At 60.7% G+C, this 23,373-nt stretch carries 25 protein-coding genes and 1 pseudogene; 22 read left to right on the top strand and 4 right to left on the bottom strand.

The annotated features are described in order from the left end of the window. Positions 1-2 precede the first annotated feature (2 nt). The 8 genes from N2600_RS32910 to N2600_RS32875 all read left to right on the top strand — a co-directional run bounded on the left by N2600_RS32910 (position 3) and on the right by N2600_RS32875 (position 8,016). The gene (locus N2600_RS32910) at positions 3-1,598 is read left to right on the top strand and encodes a GMC family oxidoreductase (protein WP_170260121.1); all 1,596 of its coding nucleotides are present in this window, start codon (positions 3-5) and stop codon (positions 1,596-1,598) included. A gap of 69 nt (positions 1,599-1,667) precedes the next feature. Next, the gene (locus N2600_RS32905) at positions 1,668-2,924 is read left to right on the top strand and encodes an ABC transporter substrate-binding protein (RefSeq protein WP_170260120.1); all 1,257 of its coding nucleotides are present in this window, start codon (positions 1,668-1,670) and stop codon (positions 2,922-2,924) included. An 85-nt stretch (positions 2,925-3,009) separates the two neighbouring features. Beyond that, entirely contained in the window at positions 3,010-3,876 is an 867-nt protein-coding gene (locus N2600_RS32900; protein WP_170260119.1) for a branched-chain amino acid ABC transporter permease, read from the top strand. Next, positions 3,873-4,910: a branched-chain amino acid ABC transporter permease gene (locus N2600_RS32895; protein WP_170260118.1), complete on the top strand. Its 1,038-nt coding sequence runs from the start codon at positions 3,873-3,875 to the stop codon at positions 4,908-4,910. The genes N2600_RS32900 and N2600_RS32895 overlap by 4 nt, the downstream gene beginning before the upstream one ends. Beyond that, positions 4,907-5,611, top strand: a complete 705-nt coding sequence (locus tag N2600_RS32890; RefSeq protein WP_222293753.1) for an ABC transporter ATP-binding protein — start codon at positions 4,907-4,909, stop codon at positions 5,609-5,611. The genes N2600_RS32895 and N2600_RS32890 overlap by 4 nt, the downstream gene beginning before the upstream one ends. 1 nt (position 5,612) lies before the next feature. Beyond that, positions 5,613-6,332: an ABC transporter ATP-binding protein gene (locus N2600_RS32885; RefSeq protein WP_170260116.1), complete on the top strand. Its 720-nt coding sequence runs from the start codon at positions 5,613-5,615 to the stop codon at positions 6,330-6,332. A 15-nt stretch (positions 6,333-6,347) separates the two neighbouring features. Next, entirely contained in the window at positions 6,348-7,064 is a 717-nt protein-coding gene (locus N2600_RS32880; protein WP_170255330.1) for an SDR family NAD(P)-dependent oxidoreductase, read from the top strand. Between the two features lie 10 nt (positions 7,065-7,074). Continuing rightward, the gene (locus N2600_RS32875) at positions 7,075-8,016 is read left to right on the top strand and encodes a helix-turn-helix domain-containing protein (protein ID WP_260112056.1); all 942 of its coding nucleotides are present in this window, start codon (positions 7,075-7,077) and stop codon (positions 8,014-8,016) included. A gap of 21 nt (positions 8,017-8,037) precedes the next feature. On the opposite strand, the gene N2600_RS32870 is transcribed toward N2600_RS32875, so the two are convergent. From N2600_RS32870 to N2600_RS32860, 3 genes are read right to left on the bottom strand one after another with little or no spacing between them, the layout of a single operon-like run. Beyond that, a complete protein-coding gene (locus N2600_RS32870) occupies positions 8,038-8,427 on the bottom strand; it encodes a nuclear transport factor 2 family protein (RefSeq protein WP_260112055.1) in 390 nt (129 codons plus the stop codon). Positions 8,428-8,438: 11 nt separating this feature from the next. Then, positions 8,439-9,218, bottom strand: coding sequence for a molybdenum cofactor biosynthesis F family protein (locus tag N2600_RS32865; RefSeq protein WP_260112054.1), 780 nt, complete (start codon positions 9,216-9,218; stop codon positions 8,439-8,441). Between the two features lie 13 nt (positions 9,219-9,231). Beyond that, positions 9,232-10,017, bottom strand: coding sequence for an SDR family NAD(P)-dependent oxidoreductase (locus N2600_RS32860; protein WP_260112053.1), 786 nt, complete (start codon positions 10,015-10,017; stop codon positions 9,232-9,234). A 233-nt stretch (positions 10,018-10,250) separates the two neighbouring features. On the opposite strand from N2600_RS32860, the pseudogene N2600_RS32855 reads away from it, so the two are divergent. After that, positions 10,251-10,367 (top strand): annotated as a pseudogene (locus N2600_RS32855) (transcriptional regulator); the annotation flags it as partial. Between the two features lie 154 nt (positions 10,368-10,521). Here the strand turns inward: N2600_RS32855 and N2600_RS32850 are convergent. Then, the gene (locus N2600_RS32850; RefSeq protein ID WP_170260151.1) at positions 10,522-11,517 is read right to left on the bottom strand and encodes a LacI family DNA-binding transcriptional regulator; all 996 of its coding nucleotides are present in this window, start codon (positions 11,515-11,517) and stop codon (positions 10,522-10,524) included. A 175-nt stretch (positions 11,518-11,692) separates the two neighbouring features. On the opposite strand from N2600_RS32850, the gene N2600_RS32845 reads away from it, so the two are divergent. From N2600_RS32845 to N2600_RS32785, 13 genes are all read left to right on the top strand, one after another. Next, positions 11,693-12,640, top strand: coding sequence for a sugar ABC transporter substrate-binding protein (locus N2600_RS32845; RefSeq protein WP_260299728.1), 948 nt, complete (start codon positions 11,693-11,695; stop codon positions 12,638-12,640). Positions 12,641-12,763: 123 nt separating this feature from the next. After that, complete coding sequence (locus N2600_RS32840) at positions 12,764-13,885, top strand: ABC transporter permease (RefSeq protein ID WP_260299727.1); 1,122 nt, start codon at positions 12,764-12,766, stop codon at positions 13,883-13,885. Between the two features lie 2 nt (positions 13,886-13,887). Then, positions 13,888-14,682: an ATP-binding cassette domain-containing protein gene (locus N2600_RS32835; RefSeq protein WP_017968730.1), complete on the top strand. Its 795-nt coding sequence runs from the start codon at positions 13,888-13,890 to the stop codon at positions 14,680-14,682. Positions 14,683-14,766: 84 nt separating this feature from the next. Next, positions 14,767-15,570 (top strand): TIM barrel protein, encoded by an 804-nt coding sequence (locus N2600_RS32830; protein ID WP_170260110.1) that lies wholly within the window; start codon positions 14,767-14,769, stop codon positions 15,568-15,570. A gap of 42 nt (positions 15,571-15,612) precedes the next feature. Continuing rightward, the gene (gene iolG, locus N2600_RS32825) at positions 15,613-16,605 is read left to right on the top strand and encodes an inositol 2-dehydrogenase (protein ID WP_260112052.1); all 993 of its coding nucleotides are present in this window, start codon (positions 15,613-15,615) and stop codon (positions 16,603-16,605) included. Between the two features lie 129 nt (positions 16,606-16,734). Beyond that, the gene (locus N2600_RS32820) at positions 16,735-17,022 is read left to right on the top strand and encodes a MurR/RpiR family transcriptional regulator (RefSeq protein ID WP_017968727.1); all 288 of its coding nucleotides are present in this window, start codon (positions 16,735-16,737) and stop codon (positions 17,020-17,022) included. A 330-nt stretch (positions 17,023-17,352) separates the two neighbouring features. Then, positions 17,353-17,790: an acetyl-CoA carboxylase biotin carboxyl carrier protein gene (locus N2600_RS32815; protein ID WP_162117630.1), complete on the top strand. Its 438-nt coding sequence runs from the start codon at positions 17,353-17,355 to the stop codon at positions 17,788-17,790. Beyond that, entirely contained in the window at positions 17,790-19,175 is a 1,386-nt protein-coding gene (locus N2600_RS32810; protein ID WP_260112051.1) for an acetyl-CoA carboxylase biotin carboxylase subunit, read from the top strand. Before N2600_RS32815 ends, N2600_RS32810 begins: the two co-directional genes overlap by 1 nt. Further along, positions 19,172-19,597, top strand: a complete 426-nt coding sequence (locus N2600_RS32805) for an acetyl-CoA carboxylase biotin carboxyl carrier protein (RefSeq protein WP_260112050.1) — start codon at positions 19,172-19,174, stop codon at positions 19,595-19,597. The genes N2600_RS32810 and N2600_RS32805 overlap by 4 nt, the downstream gene beginning before the upstream one ends. Continuing rightward, positions 19,594-20,301 carry a 5-oxoprolinase subunit PxpB gene (gene pxpB, locus N2600_RS32800; protein WP_260299726.1) on the top strand — a complete coding sequence of 236 codons (708 nt, stop codon included), beginning with the start codon at positions 19,594-19,596 and terminating at the stop codon, positions 20,299-20,301. Before N2600_RS32805 ends, pxpB begins: the two co-directional genes overlap by 4 nt. Further along, on the top strand, positions 20,298-21,293 hold the full coding sequence (locus tag N2600_RS32795) for a 5-oxoprolinase subunit C family protein (protein WP_260112048.1): 996 nt from the start codon (positions 20,298-20,300) through the stop codon (positions 21,291-21,293). The genes pxpB and N2600_RS32795 overlap by 4 nt, the downstream gene beginning before the upstream one ends. Before the next feature lie 36 nt (positions 21,294-21,329). Further along, the gene (locus N2600_RS32790) at positions 21,330-22,097 is read left to right on the top strand and encodes a 5-oxoprolinase subunit PxpA (RefSeq protein WP_170282747.1); all 768 of its coding nucleotides are present in this window, start codon (positions 21,330-21,332) and stop codon (positions 22,095-22,097) included. A 61-nt stretch (positions 22,098-22,158) separates the two neighbouring features. Continuing rightward, entirely contained in the window at positions 22,159-23,361 is a 1,203-nt protein-coding gene (locus N2600_RS32785; protein ID WP_222280570.1) for a pyridoxal phosphate-dependent aminotransferase, read from the top strand. Positions 23,362-23,373: the final 12 nt, after the last annotated feature.

Here is a 23,373-nt window from a genome sequence, read left to right as displayed (position 1 = left end):
CCATGACCAACTTCGACTACATTATCGTCGGCGGCGGATCGTCGGGCTGCGTGCTGGCAAACAGGCTCTCCGAGAACCCGGCGAACAAGGTTCTGCTGATCGAATCCGGCCGGCGTGACGCCGACCCCTGGATCCATATTCCAGCCACCTTCTTCAAGGTTCTCGGCAAAGGGGTCGACATTCACCCCTATGCATCCGAGCCGGAGAAAGGTCTCAATGGCCGCCCTTGCATTACCCCGCAAGGAAACGTGCTTGGCGGCGGCAGTTCCGTCAATGCGATGATCTACATCCGTGGCCACAGGAACGACTACGATACCTGGTCGCAGATGGGGTGTCACGGCTGGTCCTACGAAGATGTGCTGCCGGCTTTCCGATCGCTCGAGAACAATGAAAGCCTCAATGGCGAATTTCATGGCCGCAACGGTGGCCTGCACGTCTCGAACCCCCGTCACCGCCATCCACTAAGCGAAGCCTTCATTCAGGCAGCCACGCAAGTCGGCATTCCGTATAATCCGGACTTCAACGGCGCAGCCCAGGAAGGCGTCGGGTTCTATCAGAGTACGACTTACCGGGGGCGTCGTTGGAGTTCCGCGCAGGCGTTCCTGCGTGACGCGGAGATCAGGCCGAACGTCACGATCCTGACCGAACGCAAGGTCGCCCGCATTCTGTTCGAGGGTCGGCGCGCGACGGGTGTGGCGCTGCAGGACGGCACCATATTCACCGCTTCCAAGGAAATCGCGCTGACGGCGGGTGCGATCGCGACACCCAAGATCCTGCAGCTTTCGGGCATCGGCGAGGCCGAGCATCTCCGCTCTCACGGCATCAATGTGGTGGCTGATCTGCCGGGCGTCGGCGCAAACTATCAGGATCATCTCGAAGCGCCGGTTCAAGGCGAGACCCACGAGCCGATCTCCATCCTTGGGCATGACAGCGGGATTCGCGCCGCCGGACACATGGCGCGCTACCTGCTGTCGCATCGTGGCCTGCTTTCGTCGAACGTGGTCGAATGCGGTGGTTTCGTGGATACGGCCGGCATCGGCCAGCCGGATGTTCAGTTCCATGTCCTGCCGGTTCTTGTGGGTTTCGTCGACCGCGATCCCGAACCCGGTCATGGTCTCAGCATCGGCCCCTGCTACCTCAGGCCGCGCTCGCGCGGCACCATTCGCCTCAGAAGCGCCGACCCGAATGACAAGGCGGAGTTCAACGCCAATCTCCTCTCGGACCCGGCCGACCTCGATACGCTGGTGCGCGGTGTCGAGACAGCGATCCGCATTCTGGATGCACCAGCGCTTGCGAAACTTATCAAGCGACGCGTCCTGCCGAAACCGGGGGTCGAAAATGATCCGGCGGCATTGCGCGACTACATCCGGCAGACCGCCAAGACCGTTTTCCATCCGGCGGGCACGGCGCGCATGGGGCGGCCAGACGATCCGATGGCGGTCGTCGGGGCCGATCTGAAGGTGCGCGGCGTCGAGGGTCTGAGGGTATGCGACGCATCGGTGATGCCGACGCTGGTATCGGGGAACACCAACGCTCCGGTGATGATGATTGCAGCCCGCGCCGCCGCGTTCATGACAGGCAAGGCGATCGCCGGCTGAGGCAGAGATTCCACGATTGAAGACGTTCGCGGGGAGTGCGGACAATAACGGAAACTGGAGGAGGAAACGATGAGAATAGATATGAGGGGGCTGGTGGTCGGCCTCGGCCTGATGCTGCTTTCGGCATTCAGTGCTCATGCGGCTGCGTCCTGCGGCGACAATACCGGCAAAGCCGCGACCGGTGATCCGATTGTCATCGGTGCGATCACCGGCAAAACCGGTCCGGACGATTTTTCGAACTCGACAAGGGCCGCCAAGGCCTATTTCGACTGCTTGAACGCCAATGGCGGCATCAAAGGGCGGCCGGTCAAATATCTGGTCGAAGACGATCAGTGGAATCCTGAGACGGCCGCTCAGCTGGCCGCCAAGCTCGTCAACGACGAGAAGGCGGTGCTGATGGTCGGCAATTCGAGCTTTGTCGAATGTGGCGCAAACGCGGATTTCTACAAGAAATCCGGCATTGTCGTCGTCGCTGGCGTCGGCGTTCCTCGCGAGTGCTTCTTTGCCGAGAACTACGCCGCGACGAATGCCGGGCCGCGCGTCTCCACGCTGGGCGCCATGGGCTACGCATTGGATCAGCTCAAGGCAAAGTCGGTGGTTTGCATCGGTCCGAACATCCCGAACGTCGGGACATGGTCCTGCGACGGCATTAAGTCTCTGGCCAAGGAAAAAGGCTTTATGGCGGAAACGATCCTGATGGATCCCGGTACGGCCGATTCGACCTCGATCATCCTGCAGGCGGCGGCTTCCAAGCCTGATGTCATTATCCTCGCCCTTCCCAAGGGCGTCACAATCCCGCTTCTGACTGCGGCCGAAGAACAGGGGCTCAACCAGACCATCAAGTTCCTGAGTGCCGCATCGGCTTATGACCTTTCGGTGCCCGGGACCATTGGCGCAGGCTGGGATGGAAACTTCTATGTCAACATGGAGTTCAACGATCTCGAGGCCGTGACGCCCGACAATCAGAACTGGCTTGCCGTCATGGACAAATATGGCCAGCCTTCCGATCCGCGCGACACGTTCGCCCAGGCCGGATATCTTGCCGCCCGGATTGCCGAGAAGGCACTGATGTCACTTGATCCCAAGGACATCACGCGCGAAAGCACCAGTTCCGCCATCCGGCAGGTCAAGGGCTTTGCCAGCGATATTTTCTGCGCGCCTTGGTATTTCGGCGATGGTCAGCCGCGCCACAATGCAAATTCGACGACGCGCATGGCAGTCAGCAAGGGTGGCAAGTGGAAGGTGATCTCCGATTGCGCGCCATCGCCCGATCCGGAGTTGGCCGACATCCGCGCCTTTGAAAAGAGCGCCGGAATAGCTCCGTAAATTGAGGCATCACGCATCGTCCCGTGGTCCGAGCCACGGGATAGCTGCCCCCGCCGTCTCTTCGGCCGCACATCGGAATCCGCTCATGACCTTTTTACCATTTCTGATATCGGGTCTCGGAATTGGGGCCGTCTACGCCCTGTCAGGCGTCGGCCTTGTCATCCTCTTTCGGGCAACCGGGGTCCTTAACTTCGCCTTCGGCGCGTTTGGTGCTATCGGCGCGCACTGCGCCTGGCAGCTTCTCGAATGGAAAATACCGCTTTCCGTTGCCATCCTGGCGGCCGTCGTCGTGTCCACGGCCATCAGCTTTCTTTACGGGCGGCTCTTTGCACCTATGCTATCGCATCGCGATACGGTCGTGCGTGCCGTCGGGACCTTGGCGCCGGCCCTGGTGCTGATCGCACTGATGGGAATCATCTGGGGTGAACTGCCGCGTCGCCTGCAGTTTCCGACCGATCAGATGTTCGTTTCTCTCTTCGGCGTTCGCCTCACGTACACGCGCATCATCGCTATCCTGCTTGCCGTCGTCATGGTCGGCGCGATCACGCTGCTGCTCAATCGGACGCGCCTTGGGCTCGACATGCGAGCCCTGGCCAACGACCGCGACCTGAGCGCAATCCTCGGTGTTCGCATTCTCTACACAGAGACGGCGGCATGGGTCATTACCGGGATTTTTTCCGGTTTCGCCGGCCTGCTGCTTGCCGACCTCGTCCGCCTCCAGGGCACGTTCCTGACTTTGCTGGTGATCCCAGCAATCGCGGCGGCAATTCTCGGCCAGTTGCGCTCACTTTGGCAAACGGCCGTCGCCGGGCTTCTGATCGGCATTGCCGAAGCTGCGCTCACCCCGGTCGCCTGGATATCACCCTATCGCGCGGCCGCACCTTTCATTATCGCGCTCGTCGCGGTCACGATCTTGGGGAGTACGGCCAAGGCCGTATTGAAGGACCGATGATGACTTCGCAGCAGACCATACAGGCATTGCCCGAGCGCGTTCCGGTGGCCCGGTTTCCCAAACAGCTTCTCCAGGTTCCCGCGACGATGGCTCTGTTTGCCGCCGTGGTCATGTGTTTTGCCAATTCCTACTGGCTGTCGGCCGCAACGTCAGCGGTAGCGCTGTCGCTCTCGGTGGCGGGGCTGGCAATCCTTTATGGGCAGCTCGGCCTCGTCTCGCTTTGCCAATTTGCGCTCGTCGGGGTTGGCGGCTGGGTAACGCTTCGTGTCGGCCACGCCTTTCACCCGCCGTTCGAAGTCAGCCTTCTGGCGGGAGGTATCATCGCTTCCTTGGTCGGCCTTGCCTTCGGCTTGCCGGCGTTGCGCCTGAGAGGGCTTTATCTTGCCCTTGTCACGCTGATGCTTGCGGGCGCGTTTCAGATCATCATCAGCGCCTGGGGCTTTCCCGACGGTGGCGATGGTTTTCTCGGCCGCGCCGACGGTTCGGGCCGCGCCATGCTTCCCCGGCCCGGAATTGCCGAGGGAGCGGTCGCCTATTTTCTCTATGTTTGCCTCGCCGCGACGATCGCTCTGCTGATCGCGCAATGGCACAAGCTGGGGCGACCAGGCCGCGCCTGGGCTCTGATCCGCAAAGGCGAGACGGTCGCCATTGCCAGCGGTGTCAATGTGCTGACCTATAAGGCATGGGCATTTGCGCTCAGCGGCTTCCTCGCTGGTGTCGCCGGTGCACTGCTGGCCGGAAACGTCGGCCAGCTCGACGGTCGCGCCTTTGGCGCCTTCGAGAGCTTGAACCTCTTCGCGCTGGCAATCGTCGGCGGAGTCTACAACTGGTACGGAGCGCTGATTGCCGGGCTGCTGTTGCGGGCGGTGCCGGCGCTGCTGACCGATCTCGGCATCGACGGATATGTGACCATCGGGATTTTCGGCGTTGCGCTGTTCCAGGCATTGGCGACGGCACCATCCGGCATTGCCGGGCAGATCGCCTCGCTGGTCACCCGGCTGCAATTCCGTTCGGCAAAGGAGAGGGCGCGATGATCGCCATCGACAATCTCGTCGTCCAGTTCGGCGGCGTCAGGCCGATCAATGAACTAACTGCGACACTCGCTGCGCCGATCGCCGGCCTGATTGGCCCGAACGGTGCGGGGAAGACAACCCTGCTGAATGTTCTCTCCGGTTTTGTCAGGCCGGCTCAAGGCAGCATCGCACTGAATGGCGATCAACTGCTGGATCTTGCCCCGCTGCAGCGCGTCCGCGCCGGCCTCCGCCGGTCATTCCAGACCGAGCAGGTGGTCGAGGACCTGTCGGTGTCGGGCAATCTCACCGCAATCGCAGATCACGTGGTCGCACCACTTCACCGTGCGGCGGCCGTCGATGCCGCACTTGCTTTTGTCGGCCTTCGCACCGTGGCCGATAAGCTGGGCCAGTCGCTCAATCTGTTCCAGCGCCGTTTGGTCGAACTCGGCAAATGCGTGATCGGCAATCCCAAACTCATTCTGCTCGATGAGCCCGCAGCAGGCTTGACCGACGAGGAGGGAGGCATGTTTCGCGAACTCGTATTGCGCATCCCCACCGAAGTCGGGGCGCAAGTATTGGTGATCGATCATGACGTCGAGCTCATTCGCGCCATGTGCAGCGAAACGATGGTGCTTGACTATGGAAAGCTGCTGGCGCTGGGGCCGACGGAAGCGGTGCTTGCCGACCCGAACGTCCGCCGCGCCTATCTGGGGGAATTCTGAGATGGTGGCGATCTCATCCGTGGCCGTCCAAAACCTCGTCGTCGAGCGCGGTGGCAAACGGGTCATTCACGATGTCTCCTTTGCAATACGGAGTGGAGAAATCACGGCATTGCTGGGTGCCAACGGCGCAGGCAAATCCAGCACGGTCATGGCGCTTGCTGGCGTCCTGCCAGTCGCTGGCGGCGCGATACGGCTCGATGCGATGTCACTCAACGGGCTTTCGCCCGATCGCATCCGCCGGGCCGGCCTGGCGCTGGTGCCGGAGGGGCATCGGGTGCTCGGCCAGCTCTCGGTGGAAGACAACATCCTCGTTGCCGCCCTCGACGGGTCACCATCCGGTCGCCGCGAGGGGCTCGAAAGGGCCTATGAGATATTTCCGGAACTTGCCCAGCGCAAACGCCAGCTGGCTTCCGATCTCTCAGGGGGGCAGAAGCAGATGGTCGCGATGGCACAGGCATTCATCGCCAAACCAGGCTTCATGGTGGTCGACGAGCTTTCGCTTGGGCTGGCGCCGACTGTGGTGAAACGGCTGGCGGAAGCGCTGAAGATTGCGGCCCGAAACGGCATCGGTGTGCTCCTGATCGAACAGTTCGCCAATCTTGCTCTCGATCTTGCCGACCACGCGATGGTCATGGAGCGCGGCCGGCTGGTCTATGACGGTGCCTCCGAAACGTTGAAGGCCAATCCCAAAATCCTGCATGGCGCCTATCTCGCCAGCTGATCTCAAGGAGAGACGATGACCTTTGCCAACGATCTTTTTGCCGACCGCACGGTCGTCATTCCCGGCGGAACATCGGGCATCGGGGCTGCGACGGCTCATCGTTTTGCCGAGCTCGGCGCCCGGGTCGTCTGCTGCGGCCTTGGTGCCTCCAGCGGGCCGCGCAGCGAGCGGATCGAGAGCCGGGAAATCAACGTCCTTCAGCCCGACGCTCTTGCCGATTTCTTTGCGACCCTCGATCGGATCGATGTCCTTGTAAACTGCACCGGGATCAGCCGCGATCGTGACGAATGGAAGAAAGAGACATTCGATGAGGTCATCGCCATCAACCTGACATCCGTCATGGATTGTTGTCGCCTGGGCCGCAGCCGGATGAAATCCGGTTCGTCCATCATCAACATTGCGTCGATGTATTCGACGTTCGGCGCGGCCGATCGGCCAGGTTATTCGGCCAGCAAGGGAGCGATCGTACAACTGACAAAGTCGCTGGCGCAGGAATTTGCGGCGGAGAATATCCGCGTCAACGCCGTCGCGCCGGGCTGGATCGTAACGCCGCTGAGCCGGGCATTGTTTGCCGATGAAGTCGTTTCGGCGCCGATCAGAAACCGCATACCGGCGGGACGATGGGGCGAGGCGGCGGAAGTCGCCGACGCGATCGTCTTCCTGTCGTCTGCGGCCGCACGCTACATAACCGGCGTCTGCCTGCCGGTCGACGGCGGCTACCTGACCTCATGAGGAAGACAGCATGGAACCGGTTTTCTCATCCGTTAAAGTTGCAGGGGGAAGGGATTTTCCGAGCGTTGCCCGCAGCTTGTTCGGCAATGTGCGGCTCGATTTTCAATCGGGTGACGAAGATCAAAGCCAGCTGTTGTCGGCAATGCTCGGTGCCTGCCGCCTGACGCTGCTGGAAGCCGATCCGCACACGGTTTTTGGCGAGCGCGTGACCCTCGGCTCGGACTCTCCCGATGCCATCAAACTGGTCATCCAGACACATGGCTTTTCGTCCCTCAACCAAAATGGCCGTAGCGTTCCAGTCGGCGCCGGCGCGAGCATCATGTATGATCCAAGCCGTCCCTATGTGCTGACCAACAGAACGGCTGTCCGCCTGCTTCTCCTGCAATTGCCGCGTGGCGCGCTTCCAGTTCAAGCGGTCAACCGGCTGATGGAGCCATTTGTCGCCATGCCCGAACATGCGGGGATGCAGCGCATCCTGCTTTCGCTGATGGATTCGACAATCCGGGAGATCAGCGAGTTGGACGATACCGCACGCGCCAGTCTCGGCCAGACGATGATCGAACTGGTTCGCACCATGATCGGCGTCGATCCGCAACGGGAACGATCAAGCGCCCATTCCCTCGACCTGCTGCGAAGGCGTATGAAGGACTTCGTCTCGGACCACATTTCTCGGCCCGATCTCGACGTCGCCATGATCGCGCGCCGCATGGGTTGCTCCGTACGCTATGTCTATCGCGCGTTCGAAGTCGAGGGCACGACGCCGGCCGACTATATCTGGAGCCTGCGACTGGAAAGAGCCGCGTCCCGACTACGGGACGCTACATGCCGCCCGGGGGAAATATCGGAGATTGCCTTTGGGCTCGGGTTTTCTTCGAGCGCGCATTTCTCCCGGGCGTTTCGCGGCCGCTATGCGCTTTCGCCCTCCGATTGGCGAAAGGGCGGCCCGGCGTGAATTCGCCAGGCCGCCACGCGTTTATCGCATTGCGTCCGCCACACGCAGCGTGTCGGTGAATTGTTCGAAGCCCCGGATCTTGCCGCCTGCAACGCTCCAGACGTGAACGACACGCGCCTTGAAGGACTTGCCGGTCTGTCTGTAAGTCCCGGAATAATCACCGATTCCGATCACATCGCTGCCGGCATCCAGCAGCCGATCCAGGGCGAACGTGTAGCCGTCGAAGGCTTCTCCGAGTGCGAAGAAGACGTTTTTGAAAACCTCTTGCGGACCGACATAGGTGCCGGCACAGGGAAAGCCATCCATTTCGGTCCATCGGCAATCGGCGGCGATGTCGGCAAGCATGCCGTCCATATCCCGGCGCGCGTTGGCGTCGTAGTGTGCTTTCACAATCTCATAGGCTGTGCGCATCGTTCTGCCTTTCAGACGGGTTCCTGCCCGGGGAGATAGTAGGTCATCGACGCCTTGCGGATGAAGGCGCCAGCCGGGCTGTTCTGGATACGGCCATCGCCGGTGATGCCGAGGAACTTGCCGGTCGAACGCATATCCTTGAAATTGTAGAAGAATGTCGAGGCGACAGCGATCTTGAATTCCCGGAAGGTGAAGATGTACTGGTCCTCGTCGAACTTATAGGTGGTCGTCAGGTCGACGTCACCGTGCCCCCGTTGCACGCCGACAAGGCATTGCCACGCATAGCGTTGCGACGAGAGATAGGTATGTTCGTAGACGTGGTTCGGGCTATAGGTGAAATGCGCCCTCAGCCCGATCAGGTCGCGGCTTTCGGTCGGCACCGGTCCGCTGACTGCGCCGCCTTCGAGAATACCGGGTCGGAAAATCTGCGCCACCTGCGGCTCTCCGATGGATTGCTCCTTTTCGCGCACGATCGAGTAGATCGACAGAACGCGTCGGCTGGAAACGTTCAGGATCAAGGTCTCGGCTTCTTTGGGTCGACCCGCGAAAATGATTTCGACGAAGAAGGTGTCGGGCGCGACCTCGATGACTTCGACCTTGTCGGTTGCGCTGTCATCGCCGTCCGACCATTGCAAATTGTTATCGTGGAAGGTGAGTTGAAGCTTGCGAGCATCGTCAAAGACGATCGTGTGGGATGAGCCGGAAAGGGCATTCGTCGCCGGCAGACGGTTCGCGTCGATCCCATATGCGAACTGATCGTAGGTTTTCCAGTCTTTCGGATTCTGGTTCATTATTGTCTCCTCCTCAGGTGAATGCGAGTGTGGGCAGATCGACGGTCCCGGCTCCGCCGTCGACGGTCAGGATGGCGCCGTTGACCATCGTGGCTTCCGCCGAGGCCAAGAAGCAGACGGCATTGGCGACATCTTCAGGCCTTGCGGCACGGCCAAGCGGCACGTCCTTCGTCACCAGGGCATAAGCGTCCTCGATGCTCTTCAGCTTGAATTTTTCCATGATGAATTCCATCTGCTCGTCGGCCATCGCCGTCATCACCCAGCCGGGGCAAACGGTGTTGGTCCTCACGCCAAGACGGCCATAGTCCCGAGCCAGCGACTTTGCCAGGCCGATACAGCCGTGTTTCATGGTGACGTAGCCTGCGGCATCCGGACCGGCAAAAAGTCCCGCGATCGAGGCAAGCACGACGATATTGCCCTTGCTCTCGATCAGATGCGGCAACGTCTCGCGCGCGCTGACGAAGGCCGTGTTGAGATTGAGCCTGATGGCCAGATCCCAAGTCTCGTCCGACATGCTGACCGTTGGGCCGACACCGTGGCCCCCGGCATTGGCCACGAGAATATCCAGTCCGCCGAACTGCTCTGCGACGGTAAGGACGGCAGCCTTCATGCTGGTGCCGTCAGCTGCATCGGCGACAACGACCGCGGCTCCGATCTCTTCGGCAACGGCGTGAAGTGGGTCCGGACGCCGTCCCACAAGCGCAACGTTGCCACCCTCCAACCGAATCCGGCGCGCAACCGCCGCACCGATTCCCGTTCCCCCGCCCGTAATCAAGGCGGTCTTGTTCTTGAAGCGCATGATGTCTCCTCTCACCTAGAGGAACATCATGGCCGAAAGCAGCGGAGCCGTCGTGTCTACGTCTGCAATTGGTTTTGACTGAGCGTGCACAGATGTTGATTTCGAGCCTAAGGCCTCGCGCCGCTGGCCGAGCAAGGGCTTAGACCGGCAGCGCAATAGTGGTTATCTGCAGGGCTTGTTGCGATGCTGAAAACGTCGCCGAAACATCACCGCGGACATCCAAGCTTCTCAAAGTGAGAAAAGTGCAGCGCAGCTTTGCCGTCGAGTACGGATCTGCGCGGCGAATAGTCAATTCCAATCCGAATTGGATCTGGGGAGACATGGATCTCAAGTTCGTAATAGCCCAAGACGAATCTTGTCAGCATGAGATTCATCGGTGATCGTCCCAAGGGCCACCATAGCACAGGATTTGCGGTTCAATTCCCATCAACAGCGGGATGACCATCATTCGATCGTGGTCAGAAGTGCGACGCGAGGTGCTCCTGGGAAGATCCTTGAGACACGTCATGCCGATGACCTCGGCACAAGCCGTCCCCGCATGACAACCATTTCGGCATCGCGCTTGCCCGTTATCATTGCGACCATGGCGTTGATCATCTCGTCGGTGGGCTGTTCGTAGCTGGTTAGTTCGTAGGCAGGAGCCCCGCCGAGTTCGATATTGTCGAAGCCGACGACTGCCAAGTCTTGCGGAACCCCAAGACCGAACTCTCTGCGGGCAACGTCCATCGCTCCCAGCGCCAAAATATCATTTTCACACATCAAAACATCGATGCGCGATGCGGGCGAAGTTGCGTTCAGATAAGTGCGTGCCGCTTCGGCGCCGGCCCGGGCGCTGTATCGTTCCGCGGCCAATTCTGCAACGCCTTCGACACCTTTTCGTCGCCAAAAATTTGCATAGTGATGACGCCTGCCGAGCGCCGTCGACAGGGTTCTCGCCCCGGTCATGAAGCCGGGACGGCGATAGCCCTTGTCGAACAGGTAATCGACGATCTCGCTGAGAGCGATTTCTGCATCGCAGGCAATCGCGGGAACGCCGGGGATTTGGCTGTCTCTCGCAAGAACGAACATCGGGGGGAAACCTCGGCCAAGCCGTCGATCACCCAGCGTTTCCTCGCGAAAGGCCGTACCGAACAGGATCACGGCATCGAATTGTCGTTGGTCAGCATTGATCAAGGCGTGAACGTGATCGAAATGGCGGTTGATGTTGATCAATACTGTCAGCAGACCCTCCGCCTGCAGGCGCTCGGTCAACGTCTCCAGAACCGGAAGCTTATGCGGATTGGCGAAGTCGTCGACGAAGACGGCCACCTGATGGGTGGTGTTCGTCGCGAGGCTTCGGGCAAGCAGGTTGGGCGAATAGTTCAGGGTCTCCGCCGCCCGAAGCACCTTTTGCCGGCTTGCGTCCGCAATGGACGCACCTGGCGTGAACGCACGGATGACGGTCCATTTCGACACGCCGGCGGCTTCCGCCACCTCTTTCGCCGTCGCCCGTTTGCGCATGACTGCCTCCTCTTGAATGGAATGAATATTCCACAAAAAAATAAAAATGGAATGGATGCTTGATTTTTGTCGACAATAAAGTAGTTTTGTCGAGCTTGCTACCGGGTGCAATCGGCGTTGCAACCGGTAGCATTCTAAAGTTCGCATGGAGCGGACTGTGTTTTGGGAGGGTCAAATGAAATTCTGTGTGAAATCGCTTCTCACGAGTGCGGCCGTTGCTGCTGTGCTCATGTGCTCTTCGGCAATCGCCAACGCGGCTGACATTCGCATCGTCGCCGTCACCCACGGCCAAGCCAATGATCCGTTCTGGTCGGTCGTCAAGAACGGCGTCAACGCAGCGGCGAAGGACATGGGTGTCAGCGTCGATTATCGCGCTCCGGAAACCTTCGACATGGTGTCTATGGGGCAGCTCATCGATGCTGCCGTCAATCAGAAGCCCGATGGGCTTATCGTCTCCATTCCAGACGCCTCGGCACTCGGTCCATCCATCAAGAAGGCTGTCGCCGCCGGTATCCCGGTTATCTCCATCAATTCCGGTTCTGACGTTTCAAAGGAGCTGGGAGCACTTCTCCATGTTGGCCAGGACGAATATACCGCCGGCAAGGCCGCCGGCGCGAAGCTGCATGAGTTGGGCGGCAAGGAAGGCCTGTGCGTGAACCAGGAGGTCGGCAATGTTTCGCTCGATCTGCGCTGCAAGGGCTTTGCCGACGGTTTCGGCGGCAAGGTCACGGTGCTGCCCGTCAGCAACGATCCGGCAGATGTCCGCGCGAAGGTCAAGGCGGCGCTGAGTTCCAATACTGCCGTCGACACTGTCATGGCGCTCGGTGCCGGCACGGCCGGCGAGCCGTCCCTGGCTGCCGTCGAGGATGTCGGAATGACCGGCAAGATCAAGGTGGCGACATTCGACCTTTCAGCTGATTTCCTGAAGGCCGTTGCCGATGGGAAGGCAGCTTTCGCGATCGATCAGCAGCAGTTCCTGCAGGGCTATCTGCCGGTCGTATTTTTGGCCAACTACGCCAAATACGGGCTTATCCCGGGAGGGAATGTTCCATCCGGCCCGAACCTTATCACCAAGGAAAAGGCTGCCCAAGTTGTGGATCTTTCCGCCAAGGGCATTCGCTAACCGCAATTGCCGTAAGGCATTCTCCCAGACTCTCCTCCTCCCAGTGGGGAGGGGGTTTGGCTGACCGATCGCGCTGCCGAACAGCGCCCCGCCACCCTAAATCACGATCCAGTCGGAGGAGTTATGGCTTCGCTTGAGCAGAGAACGGCAGCTACGCCGAAGACCGATGAGCGCGTCAAACAAGTGAGTTTTCTGACGCATATGATGCGGCGGCCAGAGCTTGGTGCTGTGGCAGGCCTTGTTCTCGTCATCGTCTTTTTCTTTCTCACCGCAGATTCGACGATGTTTTCGCTTTCCGGCCTGATGACCATCATGGCGCCGGCCTCGCAATTGGGAATCCTTGCCATTGCAGCAGCGCTTCTGATGATCGGAGGAGAGTTCGATCTCTCGATCGGCTCGATGGTGGCCTTTGCCGGACTGATCTTCGGCGTCATCCTCACGAATTTCGGCCAGCCGCTTTCGGTTGCCATCGTCGTGACGATGCTCTTCGCCGCGTTCATGGGAGCGATCAATGGGCAGATCGTCATTCGCACGCGCCTTCCGTCCTTCATCGTGACCCTGGCATTCCTTTTCATTCTCCGTGGCCTGACGCTCGTCGGCCTGAAATGGGCGACGGGCGGTTCGACGCAGCTTCGCGGCATCAGCGATCGTGTCAAAGACAGTCCGCTGCTTGGCTTTTTTTCCGGCGATGCGCTGAAGGGCGCATTTGTCTGGCTCGCGGATCACGATCTGATCGACAAGTTCCCCAACGGCATGCCGAAGGTCACGGGCGTCCCGGTTTCCGTATTGTGGTTTGTCGCGCTTGCGCTGGCTGCGACCTGGGTCCTCCTGCGCACCCGCACGGGCAACTGGATCTTTGCCGCCGGTGGCGATCCCAATGCGGCTAGAAACTCCGGCGTGCCCGTTCACAGAGTTAAGACCGGCCTTTTTGCGCTGACAGCATGCGCGGCAGCTCTGGTTGCCATCATCACCGTGCTCGATGCTGGCTCGACTGACGCCAGACGCGGCTTTCAGAAAGAGTTCGAGGCGATCATTGCCGCCGTCATTGGTGGGTGCTTGCTGACCGGCGGCTATGGTTCGGCGATTGGCGCCTTCTTCGGCGCGATCATCTTCGGCTCGGTCTCTATCGGCCTGACCTACACCAAATTCGATTCCGACTGGTTTCAGGTCTTCCTGGGCTCGATGCTGCTGCTGGCCGTTCTCTTCAACAATTTCATCCGCCGCAAGGTTACCGGGGAGCGCTGATCATGTCTGATATCAACAATCGAACGCCGATCATCGAAGTGACCGATATCATCAAGCACTACGGCTCCGTGATTGCGCTCAACGGCGTGTCGATGCAGGTGTCGGCCGGAGAAGTACTTTGTCTCCTCGGTGACAACGGCGCGGGCAAATCCACCTTGATCAAGACACTCTCCGGCGTCGTCCGCCCAAGCGGAGGTTCGTTCCTGGTCGAAGGCAAGCCGGTCAATTTCCGCAGTCCGCGCGACGCGCTCGATGCGGGGATTGCGACTGTCTATCAGGACCTTGCCATGATCCCGCTGATGTCAATCACCCGTAACTTCTTCATGGGCCGGGAGCCTCGCAAAGGCTTCTTCCCTTTCCGTCACCTGGACCTTACGCATTGCAACGACGTCACGCGTGAAGAGATGCGCAAGATCGGCATCGATATCCGCGATCCCAATCAGGCAGTGGGCACCTTGTCGGGGGGCGAACGCCAATGCGTTGCGATTGCGCGTGCGGTCTATTTCGGCGCCAAGATCCTCATTCTCGATGAGCCGACTTCGGCGCTCGGCGTGGCGCAAACCTCGATGGTGCTGAAATACATCCACCAGGTCCGACAAAACGGATTGGGCGTCATCTTCATCACCCACAATGTTCGCCATGCTTACGCGGTGGCGGACCGTTTCACCATCCTCAATCGCGGCCAGACGCTTGGCACTTTTGCCAAGGCTGATATCGCGATGGATGAGCTTCAGAACCTCATGGCCGGCGGCAAGGAACTGCAGCAATTGTCCGAAGAACTCGGCGGCACGATCTAGCCGGCTTGCTTCCGAGGCGGCGTTCGATTGGCTTTCAAGGGCCGTCGCCGCCTTTCACTCAATCATCAATCATGGAATACGGTCATGTACGACGGCTCGTCGAATGCCTCATCCCCCTTCACGCTCGCCATCTGTGCCGAGATGGTCTTCAAGTCGCTGCCGGTCGTCGACAGGCTCAAGCGCATCACCGAACTCGGCTTTCAGGCCGAGATCTGGGATTGGACGAGACATGACATCGCCGCCCTTGCAAGATCAGGAGCGGTCTTCTCGTCAATGACCGGCTATGTGACCGGTACGCTCGCCGATGACGCGGGCGCAGACGAATTGCTGCGAACGGCCAAGCAATCGATCCCGATCGCCAGAGAGCTCAACTGCCCGCGCCTCAACCTGCATGGGACCGGTCTCGACGGCCAGGGTCTGCCGGTGGTCAAGGCCGACAAGGTGACGGGCGCCATGTGGCTCAAGGCGCGCGATACTCTTAGCCGTATCGCCGACCTCGGCGACAAAGAGGGCGTCACCTTCGTGCTCGAAAACCTCAATGAGGCAGTCGATCACCCAAAGACACCGTTTGCCAAGGCCGAAGATACGCTTGCGCTCGTTTCGTCGGTAAACCGACCGGCGCTGAAGCTCAATCTCGACCTTTATCACGCTCAGATCGGCGAAGGAAACCTCATCGAGCTATGCCGGCGCGCTCTGCCTCATATCGGCGAAATCCAGGTGGCGGATGTTCCGGGGCGCATGGAGCCGGGTACCGGAGAGATCAACTACAAGGCAATTGCTGGTGCGCTCAAGGATATGGGCTATCGCGGCACGATCGGCATGGAGGCCTGGGCTTCCGGCGACGATGAGACGGCGCTTGCCCGTTTCCGCGACGCCTTCACGGTTTGAAGATTTCGATAGTCAACACTTACATATCATGGAGAAATATCAATGATCAGGTTTGGAGTGATCGGCGCCGGCCGGATAGGCAAGGTGCATGCCGCGACTATTGCGGCGAACCCGAAGGCGAAGCTCGTCTATGTGGCGGATGCCTTCAAGGCATCGGCAGAGGCGCTTGCCGCGCAGACGGGCGCCGAGGTTGCCGATGCGGAGGACGTCATCAAGTCCTCAAACGTCGATGCGATCCTGATTGCGACACCGACCCCCAGCCACGCCGATCTCATCGAAGCGGCCGCGAAGGCCGGCAAGGCAATCCTCTGCGAAAAACCGGTGTCCCTGTCGGTCGAGCGCATCAATGCCTGCCTCGACGTCGTCGAGAAGAACAAGTCGACCTTGATGATCGGCTTCAATCGCCGGTTTGACCCGAATTTCGCCAGTGTGGAAGCGCGCCTGCGCCGCGGCGATATCGGCGAAATCGAAATCGTGACGATCACCAGCCGGGATCCCGCGCCGCCGCCTGCCGATTACGTCAAATCCTCCGGCGGTCTGTTCCGCGACATGATGATTCATGACTTCGACATGGCCCGCTTCCTCATCGGGGAGGAATTCATCGTCGTGAATGCACTTGGCTCCTCGCTCGTCGACAAGGCGATCGGGGCCGAGGGCGATGTGGATACCGCCGCCGTGCAGATGCAGACGGCATCCGGGCGCATTGCCGTCATCACCAATTCGCGCCGGGCGACTTATGGCTACGACCAGCGCATCGAAGTCCACGGAGCTGCCGGCATGCTTGCGGCGAGGAATATCCACGCAACCAGCGTCGAGCTTTCCAATGCGCATGGTGTTAGCGGCGATCCCGTCCAATATTTCTTCCTCGAACGCTACGCCCAGGCCTACGCCAGTGAGATCAATGTTTTCATCGATGCGATCGACAGCGGCAACCGCTCACCGAGGCCCGGCGGACTCGACGGCCTCCAGGCTCAGAAACTGGCGGAGGCCGCCACTGTCAGTTGGCAGACAGGAAGGCCCGTGCAGGTCGATTAACAAGCTTCGATGCGATGCGGCCATGTTGTCACACTGTCGCATCGCCACCGGGGGTGACGTGCCGCCTTCCAATGTGCATCCGGGTCGCACCGAAATTGCCGGAAGACGGCCTTTGGAAAGTGAAGCGCAATGCTACAGGATAGAGACCATCGCCCTCCTGCGACTCTGCAGGAACTGAAGTACCTGATCGCCAAACGGCAGATCGTCTTTCCAAACAGTCTCGAACAAGTTGCGAGGCAGGTCATTGAACGGCCGGAAATAATTGCATTCGAAAGTGCCGCTGTGATTGCGCGCAATTGCAAGGTTTCTCAAACGACGGTTCACCGACTTGCACAGCACATCGGGTTTCGAACATTGCGCGAGTTTCGCGCGATGATAAGAGATCATCTCCGCAAGATTTCCGCGAATCATCGCTAGGGGCTGTCTGGCTCCCTGTTCGACGAAGGCCGTTCCGCATGAGGTCACAAGGCTCCCGGCATCGAGGCCGTCGAAGCCGTTGCCTCTACCAGTTCGATGACGCGTAACTTCTCGAGAAGGATTCAAGTCGTCTGGGGATTCCGGCGGCCGCTGCTGCCGTCGAGAGAAATTCGCAAGCGCTCGGCGAGATGCCCCACTGGGCGCAGGTCACGCTCCATCAAAACTTCGTCTGACCCCATCAGTCGGTGCGTCGTGCTACGAAAATCACAACGCCGGGCGATCTGAAACTTCAGCTATGCGCGGTGGAATTTTGAAATTCCGAGCACACATATGGACCTCTTGAAGATCAAGACGCTGATCGACTTTGTCGGACGATCGAACATTACCGAGCTGACCGTGACGGAGAAGGACGTGACGGTTCGGATCTTCCGCACGTCGCCGGGTCAGGAGGCTGCTGCCGAGCCCGAGCAAGAGGGATCGACGACAAGCCTTGCCCAGAATGCCGGCGCCGATACGCCTTCGAAGCCTGAAAAAACCCATGCGGTGAAGGCGCCGGTCTTCGGCGTTCTGCACCGGACCCCGGCACCCGGGGAGCCGCCATTCGTCGCAATCGGTGAAGAGGTGGAAGAGGGGCAAACGCTTTTCATCATCGAGGCGATGAAGGTCTTCAACACGATCGCGGCGCCGCGATCGGGGCGCATCACCCATCTCACCGAAATCGACGACGGCGAGGTCGAGACCGGCGATCTGCTGGCGGAGATTGCCTGATGCCGGAAACGCCTGAACAATCTCCGAGCGGCCGCTTCGATACCGTCCTCATCGCCAATCGCGGCGAGATCGCAGTCCGGATTCAGCGCGCCTGCCGCGAGCTCGGCCTGAAGACAGTCGCGATCTGCTCCGAGGCGGACAGGGAAGCGCCTTACGGCAGCACCGCCGACAGCTTTCTCTGCATCGGCCCGTCGAGTGCTGCCAAGAGCTATCTCAATCAGGATGCCATCCTTCTGGCGGCGCGCCTGGCCGGTGCGGGCGCCATCCATCCAGGTTACGGTTTTCTATCGGAAAACGCCGCCTTCGCCGACGCTGTCGAAAAGGCCGGCCTGGTCTTCATTGGCCCGACCACCTCCTCGATTGCCATCATGGGCGACAAGATATCGGCAAAGCGCGCGATGATGGCAGCCGGAGTTCCCTGCGTTCCCGGTCCGGATACCGCGCTGCCCGATGACCCCGCCACGATCGAGCGCCTAGCGCTCGAAATCGGATATCCCGTCATCATCAAGGCAGCCGGCGGCGGCGGCGGACGCGGCATGCGCGTCGTGCCAAAGGCCGATTTGCTGCATGAAGCAATTGCGCTGACGCGGGAAGAGGCCCGCAAGGCCTTCGGCTCACCCGCGCTCTACATGGAGAAATTCTTAGGGCATCCGCGCCACATCGAGATCCAGGTCATTTGCGACGATCACGGCAATGCCGTGTGGCTCGGACACCGGGATTGCTCGATGCAGCGCCGCCATCAGAAAGTGGTGGAAGAGGCGCCGGCGGCGGGAATTGTGCCCGACATCATCCAGCCGGTCGGCATGGCCTGCGTGCAGGCCTGCCTTCAGATCGGCTACCGGGGTGTCGGAACCTTCGAATTCCTCTATGAGGACGGTGCTTTCTATTTCATCGAGATGAATACGCGACTTCAGGTCGAGCATCCCGTCACCGAGATGACGAGCGGTGTCGATATCGTCCAGGCGCAGATAAGGGTGGCTCAGGGTCACGTTGTCGATCTCGTCCAAGGCGATGTGACCTGCGAAGGCCATTCCTTCGAATGCCGCATCAACGCCGAGGACCCGGATAGCTTCCTGCCCTCGGCAGGTGTCGTCACCCATCTGGTTCTGCCCACGGGGTCAGGCATCCGCGTCGATACGCATATTCATGCCGGCTACAAGGTCTCGCCCTATTACGATTCGCTGATCGCAAAGCTGATCGTCCATGCGCCGACGCGGGCGGAAGCGATGGCAAGAATGCGCGAAGCGCTTGCCGGCACTGAGGTCGACGGAATTTCCACCAATATCCCCTTCCTGCGCGCCCTGTTCGAGGACGGCGTATTCGCGCAGGGCGAGACTGACATTCACCATCTCGAACAATGGCTGAAGCTGCGGAGGGCGGCATGAGCGCGATCGACTTCAGCGATCCGGCGACCATCGCATTCCTCACCGACGCGCTGACGGCCGCCGGCGTGAACGGCCTCGAAATCTCCCGGCCGGGCGGACAGCTTCGCATTATCGTCGCTGGAGAAAGTGGCGCCCGGATCAGCTCGACCGACGCGACGCCCCGCGCTCCCGGCTCCGCATCGACCGTCGTGAAGGCGCCAATGGCGGGCCACTTCTGCCTCGATCATCCGGCCTCCTACGCCATGTCGCAAGATCTACCGCGCTCCGTATCCGATGCGGATATCGTCGGCTTCGTCGGGGTAGGGCATATCCTGCTTCCCCTTCGCGCCGGCCGTTCCGGTGTTTTGACCAGGCTGTTCGCCGAGCCCGGAGCGCTGGTCGGCTTTGGCGATCCTCTGTTCGAAATCGAGCTCCCATCATGATCGCCACGACGAACAGACATGCATCGCAACGCGAGATCGTTCCGGCCGCCAAAAACCAGGCGCGGGTTTCCTCGATCGGCGCCAGATCCTTCCTGCTCGAGGCGCCTGGCGACTTCGATCTCGCCGCGCAGCGGCGGATCTGGGCTCTGTCCCAGAGCATGAAAGGTTGGGCGGACCTTGCCGAAAACATTCCCGGCATGACCAACCTGCTGGTGATCTTCAAGGAGACGCCCGAAGATCCGGATGCGGTGGTCGCCCGGCTGCTGGAGGCATGGGAGAATGCGCGCAGCATCGACCTCAACGGCAAGACCATCGAGATCCCCGTCGATTATGGCGGCGAATATGCGACGGATCTGCCGGCCCTTTGCGATCTCTCGGGCTTGAGCGATCGCGAAGTTGTCCGCATCCATCATGAAGCGACCTACCGTGTCTTCGCCTTGGGCAGCGCGCCCGGTTTCGGCTACCTGCATGGCCTCGATCCGCGCATCTACATGCCGCGAAAGACCGTGCCCTCGCTGAAGATGCCGAAGGGCTGCGTGACCATTGGCGGCATGCAGACCGGCGTCGCCATGCTCACGGGCCCCAACGGCTGGAATTCCATCGGCTTCGCGGCACTTGAGATGTTCGACCCCGCCTCATCGAGCCCCGCCATGATGGCGCCTGGAGATACGGTGCGGTTCCTGCCGGCGAGGATCGAGCTATGATCGAGATCTTGGAAAGCGGTCCGTTCAACACGGTGCAGGATCTTGGCCGCCCGGGCTATCGCGATATCGGCGTATCGGCCAGCGGCGCGATGGATCCGCTGGCGGTCCGGATCGGCAACATTCTCGTCGGCAATGATGAAAATGCCGCCGCGATAGAGGTGCAGACCTTTCCGTTCAGCCTGCGTTTCGAGCAGCGCATCGTCTTTGCCGTGACCGGCGCCGACGGCAAACCTCATCTGGACGGACTGGAATTACTTCCCTGGTGCGCTTACATCGCGGAGCCCGGACAGGTTCTCGAACTGAAACAGCCTCCACGGCTGGCGCGCTCCTATATTTCGCTCGGAGGCGGGCTGGATATTCCCGTTGTCATGGGTTCGCGAAGCACGTCGCTGCGCGGCGGCTTTGGCGGCAATTCAGGCCGGCCTCTGGCGAAGGGAGACCGGATCGCGGTCGGCAAGGATGCAGAGATCGCCATACTGCCGACCTCGGGTCTTGCCGTCGTCGAACCGGCCGTGGCACTGCGCGATGTCTTCCCGGCTGCTGTCGACGGCACGCTGCCGATCCGCGCCTTGCCTGCCGGTGAGCACGATCTTTTCGCAGGCGACGGCGAAGCTTTCTGGAGCCGGACCTGGAGGATTTCCTCCCGAAGCGACCGGACGGGCTACCGCCTGTCCGGCGAGCCCATCACGCCAACGACGTCCATCGAGATGCGCTCCCACGGCGTCGTGCCCGGCGTGATCCAGGTTCCGCCCGGCGGCGAACCGATCGTGCAGATGAGCGACGCCAACACCGCCGGCGGCTATCCGAAGATCGCCGGCGTGATCGAATGCGATCTCTGGCGGCTCGGGCAAGCCCGCATCGGCGCACGCCTGAAGTTCGTTCGCTCGACGCATACGGAGGCCCGTGCGGTGGAACAGGCTGTCGCCCGCTATGTCGACGACGTCGGGCAGACATCCCGAATGGTCAAGCGCGCCTTGAAGGCGATGGCCTAATGGGTGCCGCCAAGAGGCCGTCAAAAGGAGGAGCTGATGAAGATCGATCTGAATTCCGACATGGGCGAAGGATTTGGCCCCTACCGGCTGTGCGACGACGAAGCGATGATGAAACTCGTCTCGTCGGCCAACATCGCCTGCGGTTTCCATGGCGGCGACCCCGATACGATGGGGCGTATGGTCCGGCTTGCGAAACTGAACGGCGTCGGCATCGGCGCGCATCCGGGCTTGCCCGACCGGCTCGGGTTCGGTCGGCGCGAAATAGCGTTTTCGGCAGATGAGCTTCGCCAGCAGATGCTCTATCAGCTCGGCGCCCTGATGGCGATCGCCAAGGCCGAGGGTGTCACGGTGTCCCATATCAGCTTCCACGCGGCCATGGGCAATATGGTCAATCGCGATCCTCTGCTCGCCGACCTGATGATGGATGCGATCGCCGCCGTGGACGCGGGCCTCGTCGTCTTCGTGACGTCAGGCAGCGAGATCCAACAGGCGGCCAGACGCGCAGGTTTGAAGACGCTGGCGCTTTTCCTGGCGGACCGGGCCTATGACGCCGAGGGCAGACTCGTCGCGCGCGGACTCGCCGGCGCCGTCATCAAGGACGAAGCCTCGGTGCGTGCACGCGTACGGAAATTCCTGCTCGAAGGAAGCGTCGAGACGATCGACGGAGCGGTGATCGCAATGCCGGCCCGCTCCATTCTCGTCCACAGCGACACCCCGGGCGCCCTGGAGCTTGCCGGCATCGTGCGCGGCGAGATCGAAGCCACGGGCGCGACCCTCGCGCCTGCCGCCGAACTCGCCGATTGATACAATCCTGATCGCCTGCGGGCGGTCTCCCGTTCCAATCCCTCATCGAAGGACCTTCTTGATGTCCGCTGCATCAGACCGCCTGAAAAACGTCTCCATATCCGCATCCGCCGCCATGACCCAGCGCGCCAGGGAACTGGCCGCCAACGGGATCAAAGTCGTCAGCCTCTCGTCTGGCGAGCCGGATTTCCCCACTCCGGGCCACGCAATCGAGGCGGCTCATGCGGCAGCTCTCGCGGGCGATACGAAATATCCTCCGATGGACGGAACGCCGGCGCTCAAATCCGCCATCATCAGGAAGTTCAAACGGGACAATAATCTCGACTATGAGGCGAGCCAGATCGTCGTCTCGGGCGGCGGCAAGCAGGTGATCTTCAATGCCATGCTGGCAACCTGCAATCCAGGCGACGAGGTCGTCATTCCCACACCCTCCTGGGTCAGCTATGCGGATATCGTCAAATTCGCCGGCGGCATCCCGGTCGCCGTCCCCTGCCACGAGCAGACCGGCTTCAAGCTGCTTCCCGAGGATCTGGAGGCGGCGATCACGCCGCGCACGAAGTGGCTTTTCCTCAATTTCCCGAACAATCCGACCGGGGCCGCTTGCTCTCGGGCGGAGATGGCTGCCATCGCCGAGGTCATGCTGCGTCATCCCAATGTCTGGATCATGACCGACGATATCTACGAACACCTGGTCTATGACGACTTCCAGTTCTGCACGATCGCCGAAGTCGAACCCAGGCTCTATGAGCGCGTCCTGACGATGAACGGCGTTTCCAAGGCTTACGCAATGACAGGCTGGCGGCTCGGCTTTTGTGCGGGTCCGAAAGAGCTGATCTCCGCCATCAGCAACGTCAACGGCCAGAATGGCGGCGGGATCGCAACGCTGACCCAGGCTGCGGCGACCGCGGCGCTCGACGGTCCTCAGGATCTGTTGAAGGAGCGTGCGGCGAGCTACAAGGAAAGACGCAACTTCGTCCTCGACAGATTGTCGGAAGTGGAAGGGTTGCGCTGCCATAGGCCAGAAGGCGCCTTCTACCTCTATCCCAACATTTCCGGGCTGATCGGCAAGACCAGCAGGGGTGGGCGAAAGATCGAGACCGATGTCGATTTCGTCATGGCGCTGGTGGACGAGCATCATGTCGCGACCGTGCAAGGAGCGGCTTACGGAATGAGCCCGTTCTTTCGCATTTCCTACGCCACGAGCATGGAGAAACTCGGCGAAGGCTGCGCGCGCATAGCTCAATTCTGCAGGGATATGCGCTGATTGGCAACGCGT

Origin of the sequence: Rhizobium sp. WSM1274 (assembly GCF_025200775.1) — a bacterium.
In the GTDB taxonomy this organism is placed as follows: domain Bacteria; phylum Pseudomonadota; class Alphaproteobacteria; order Rhizobiales; family Rhizobiaceae; genus Rhizobium; species Rhizobium leguminosarum_I.
The sequence above is the reverse complement of the archived record's forward strand: the minus strand, read 5'-3'. Positions and strand labels throughout refer to the sequence as shown.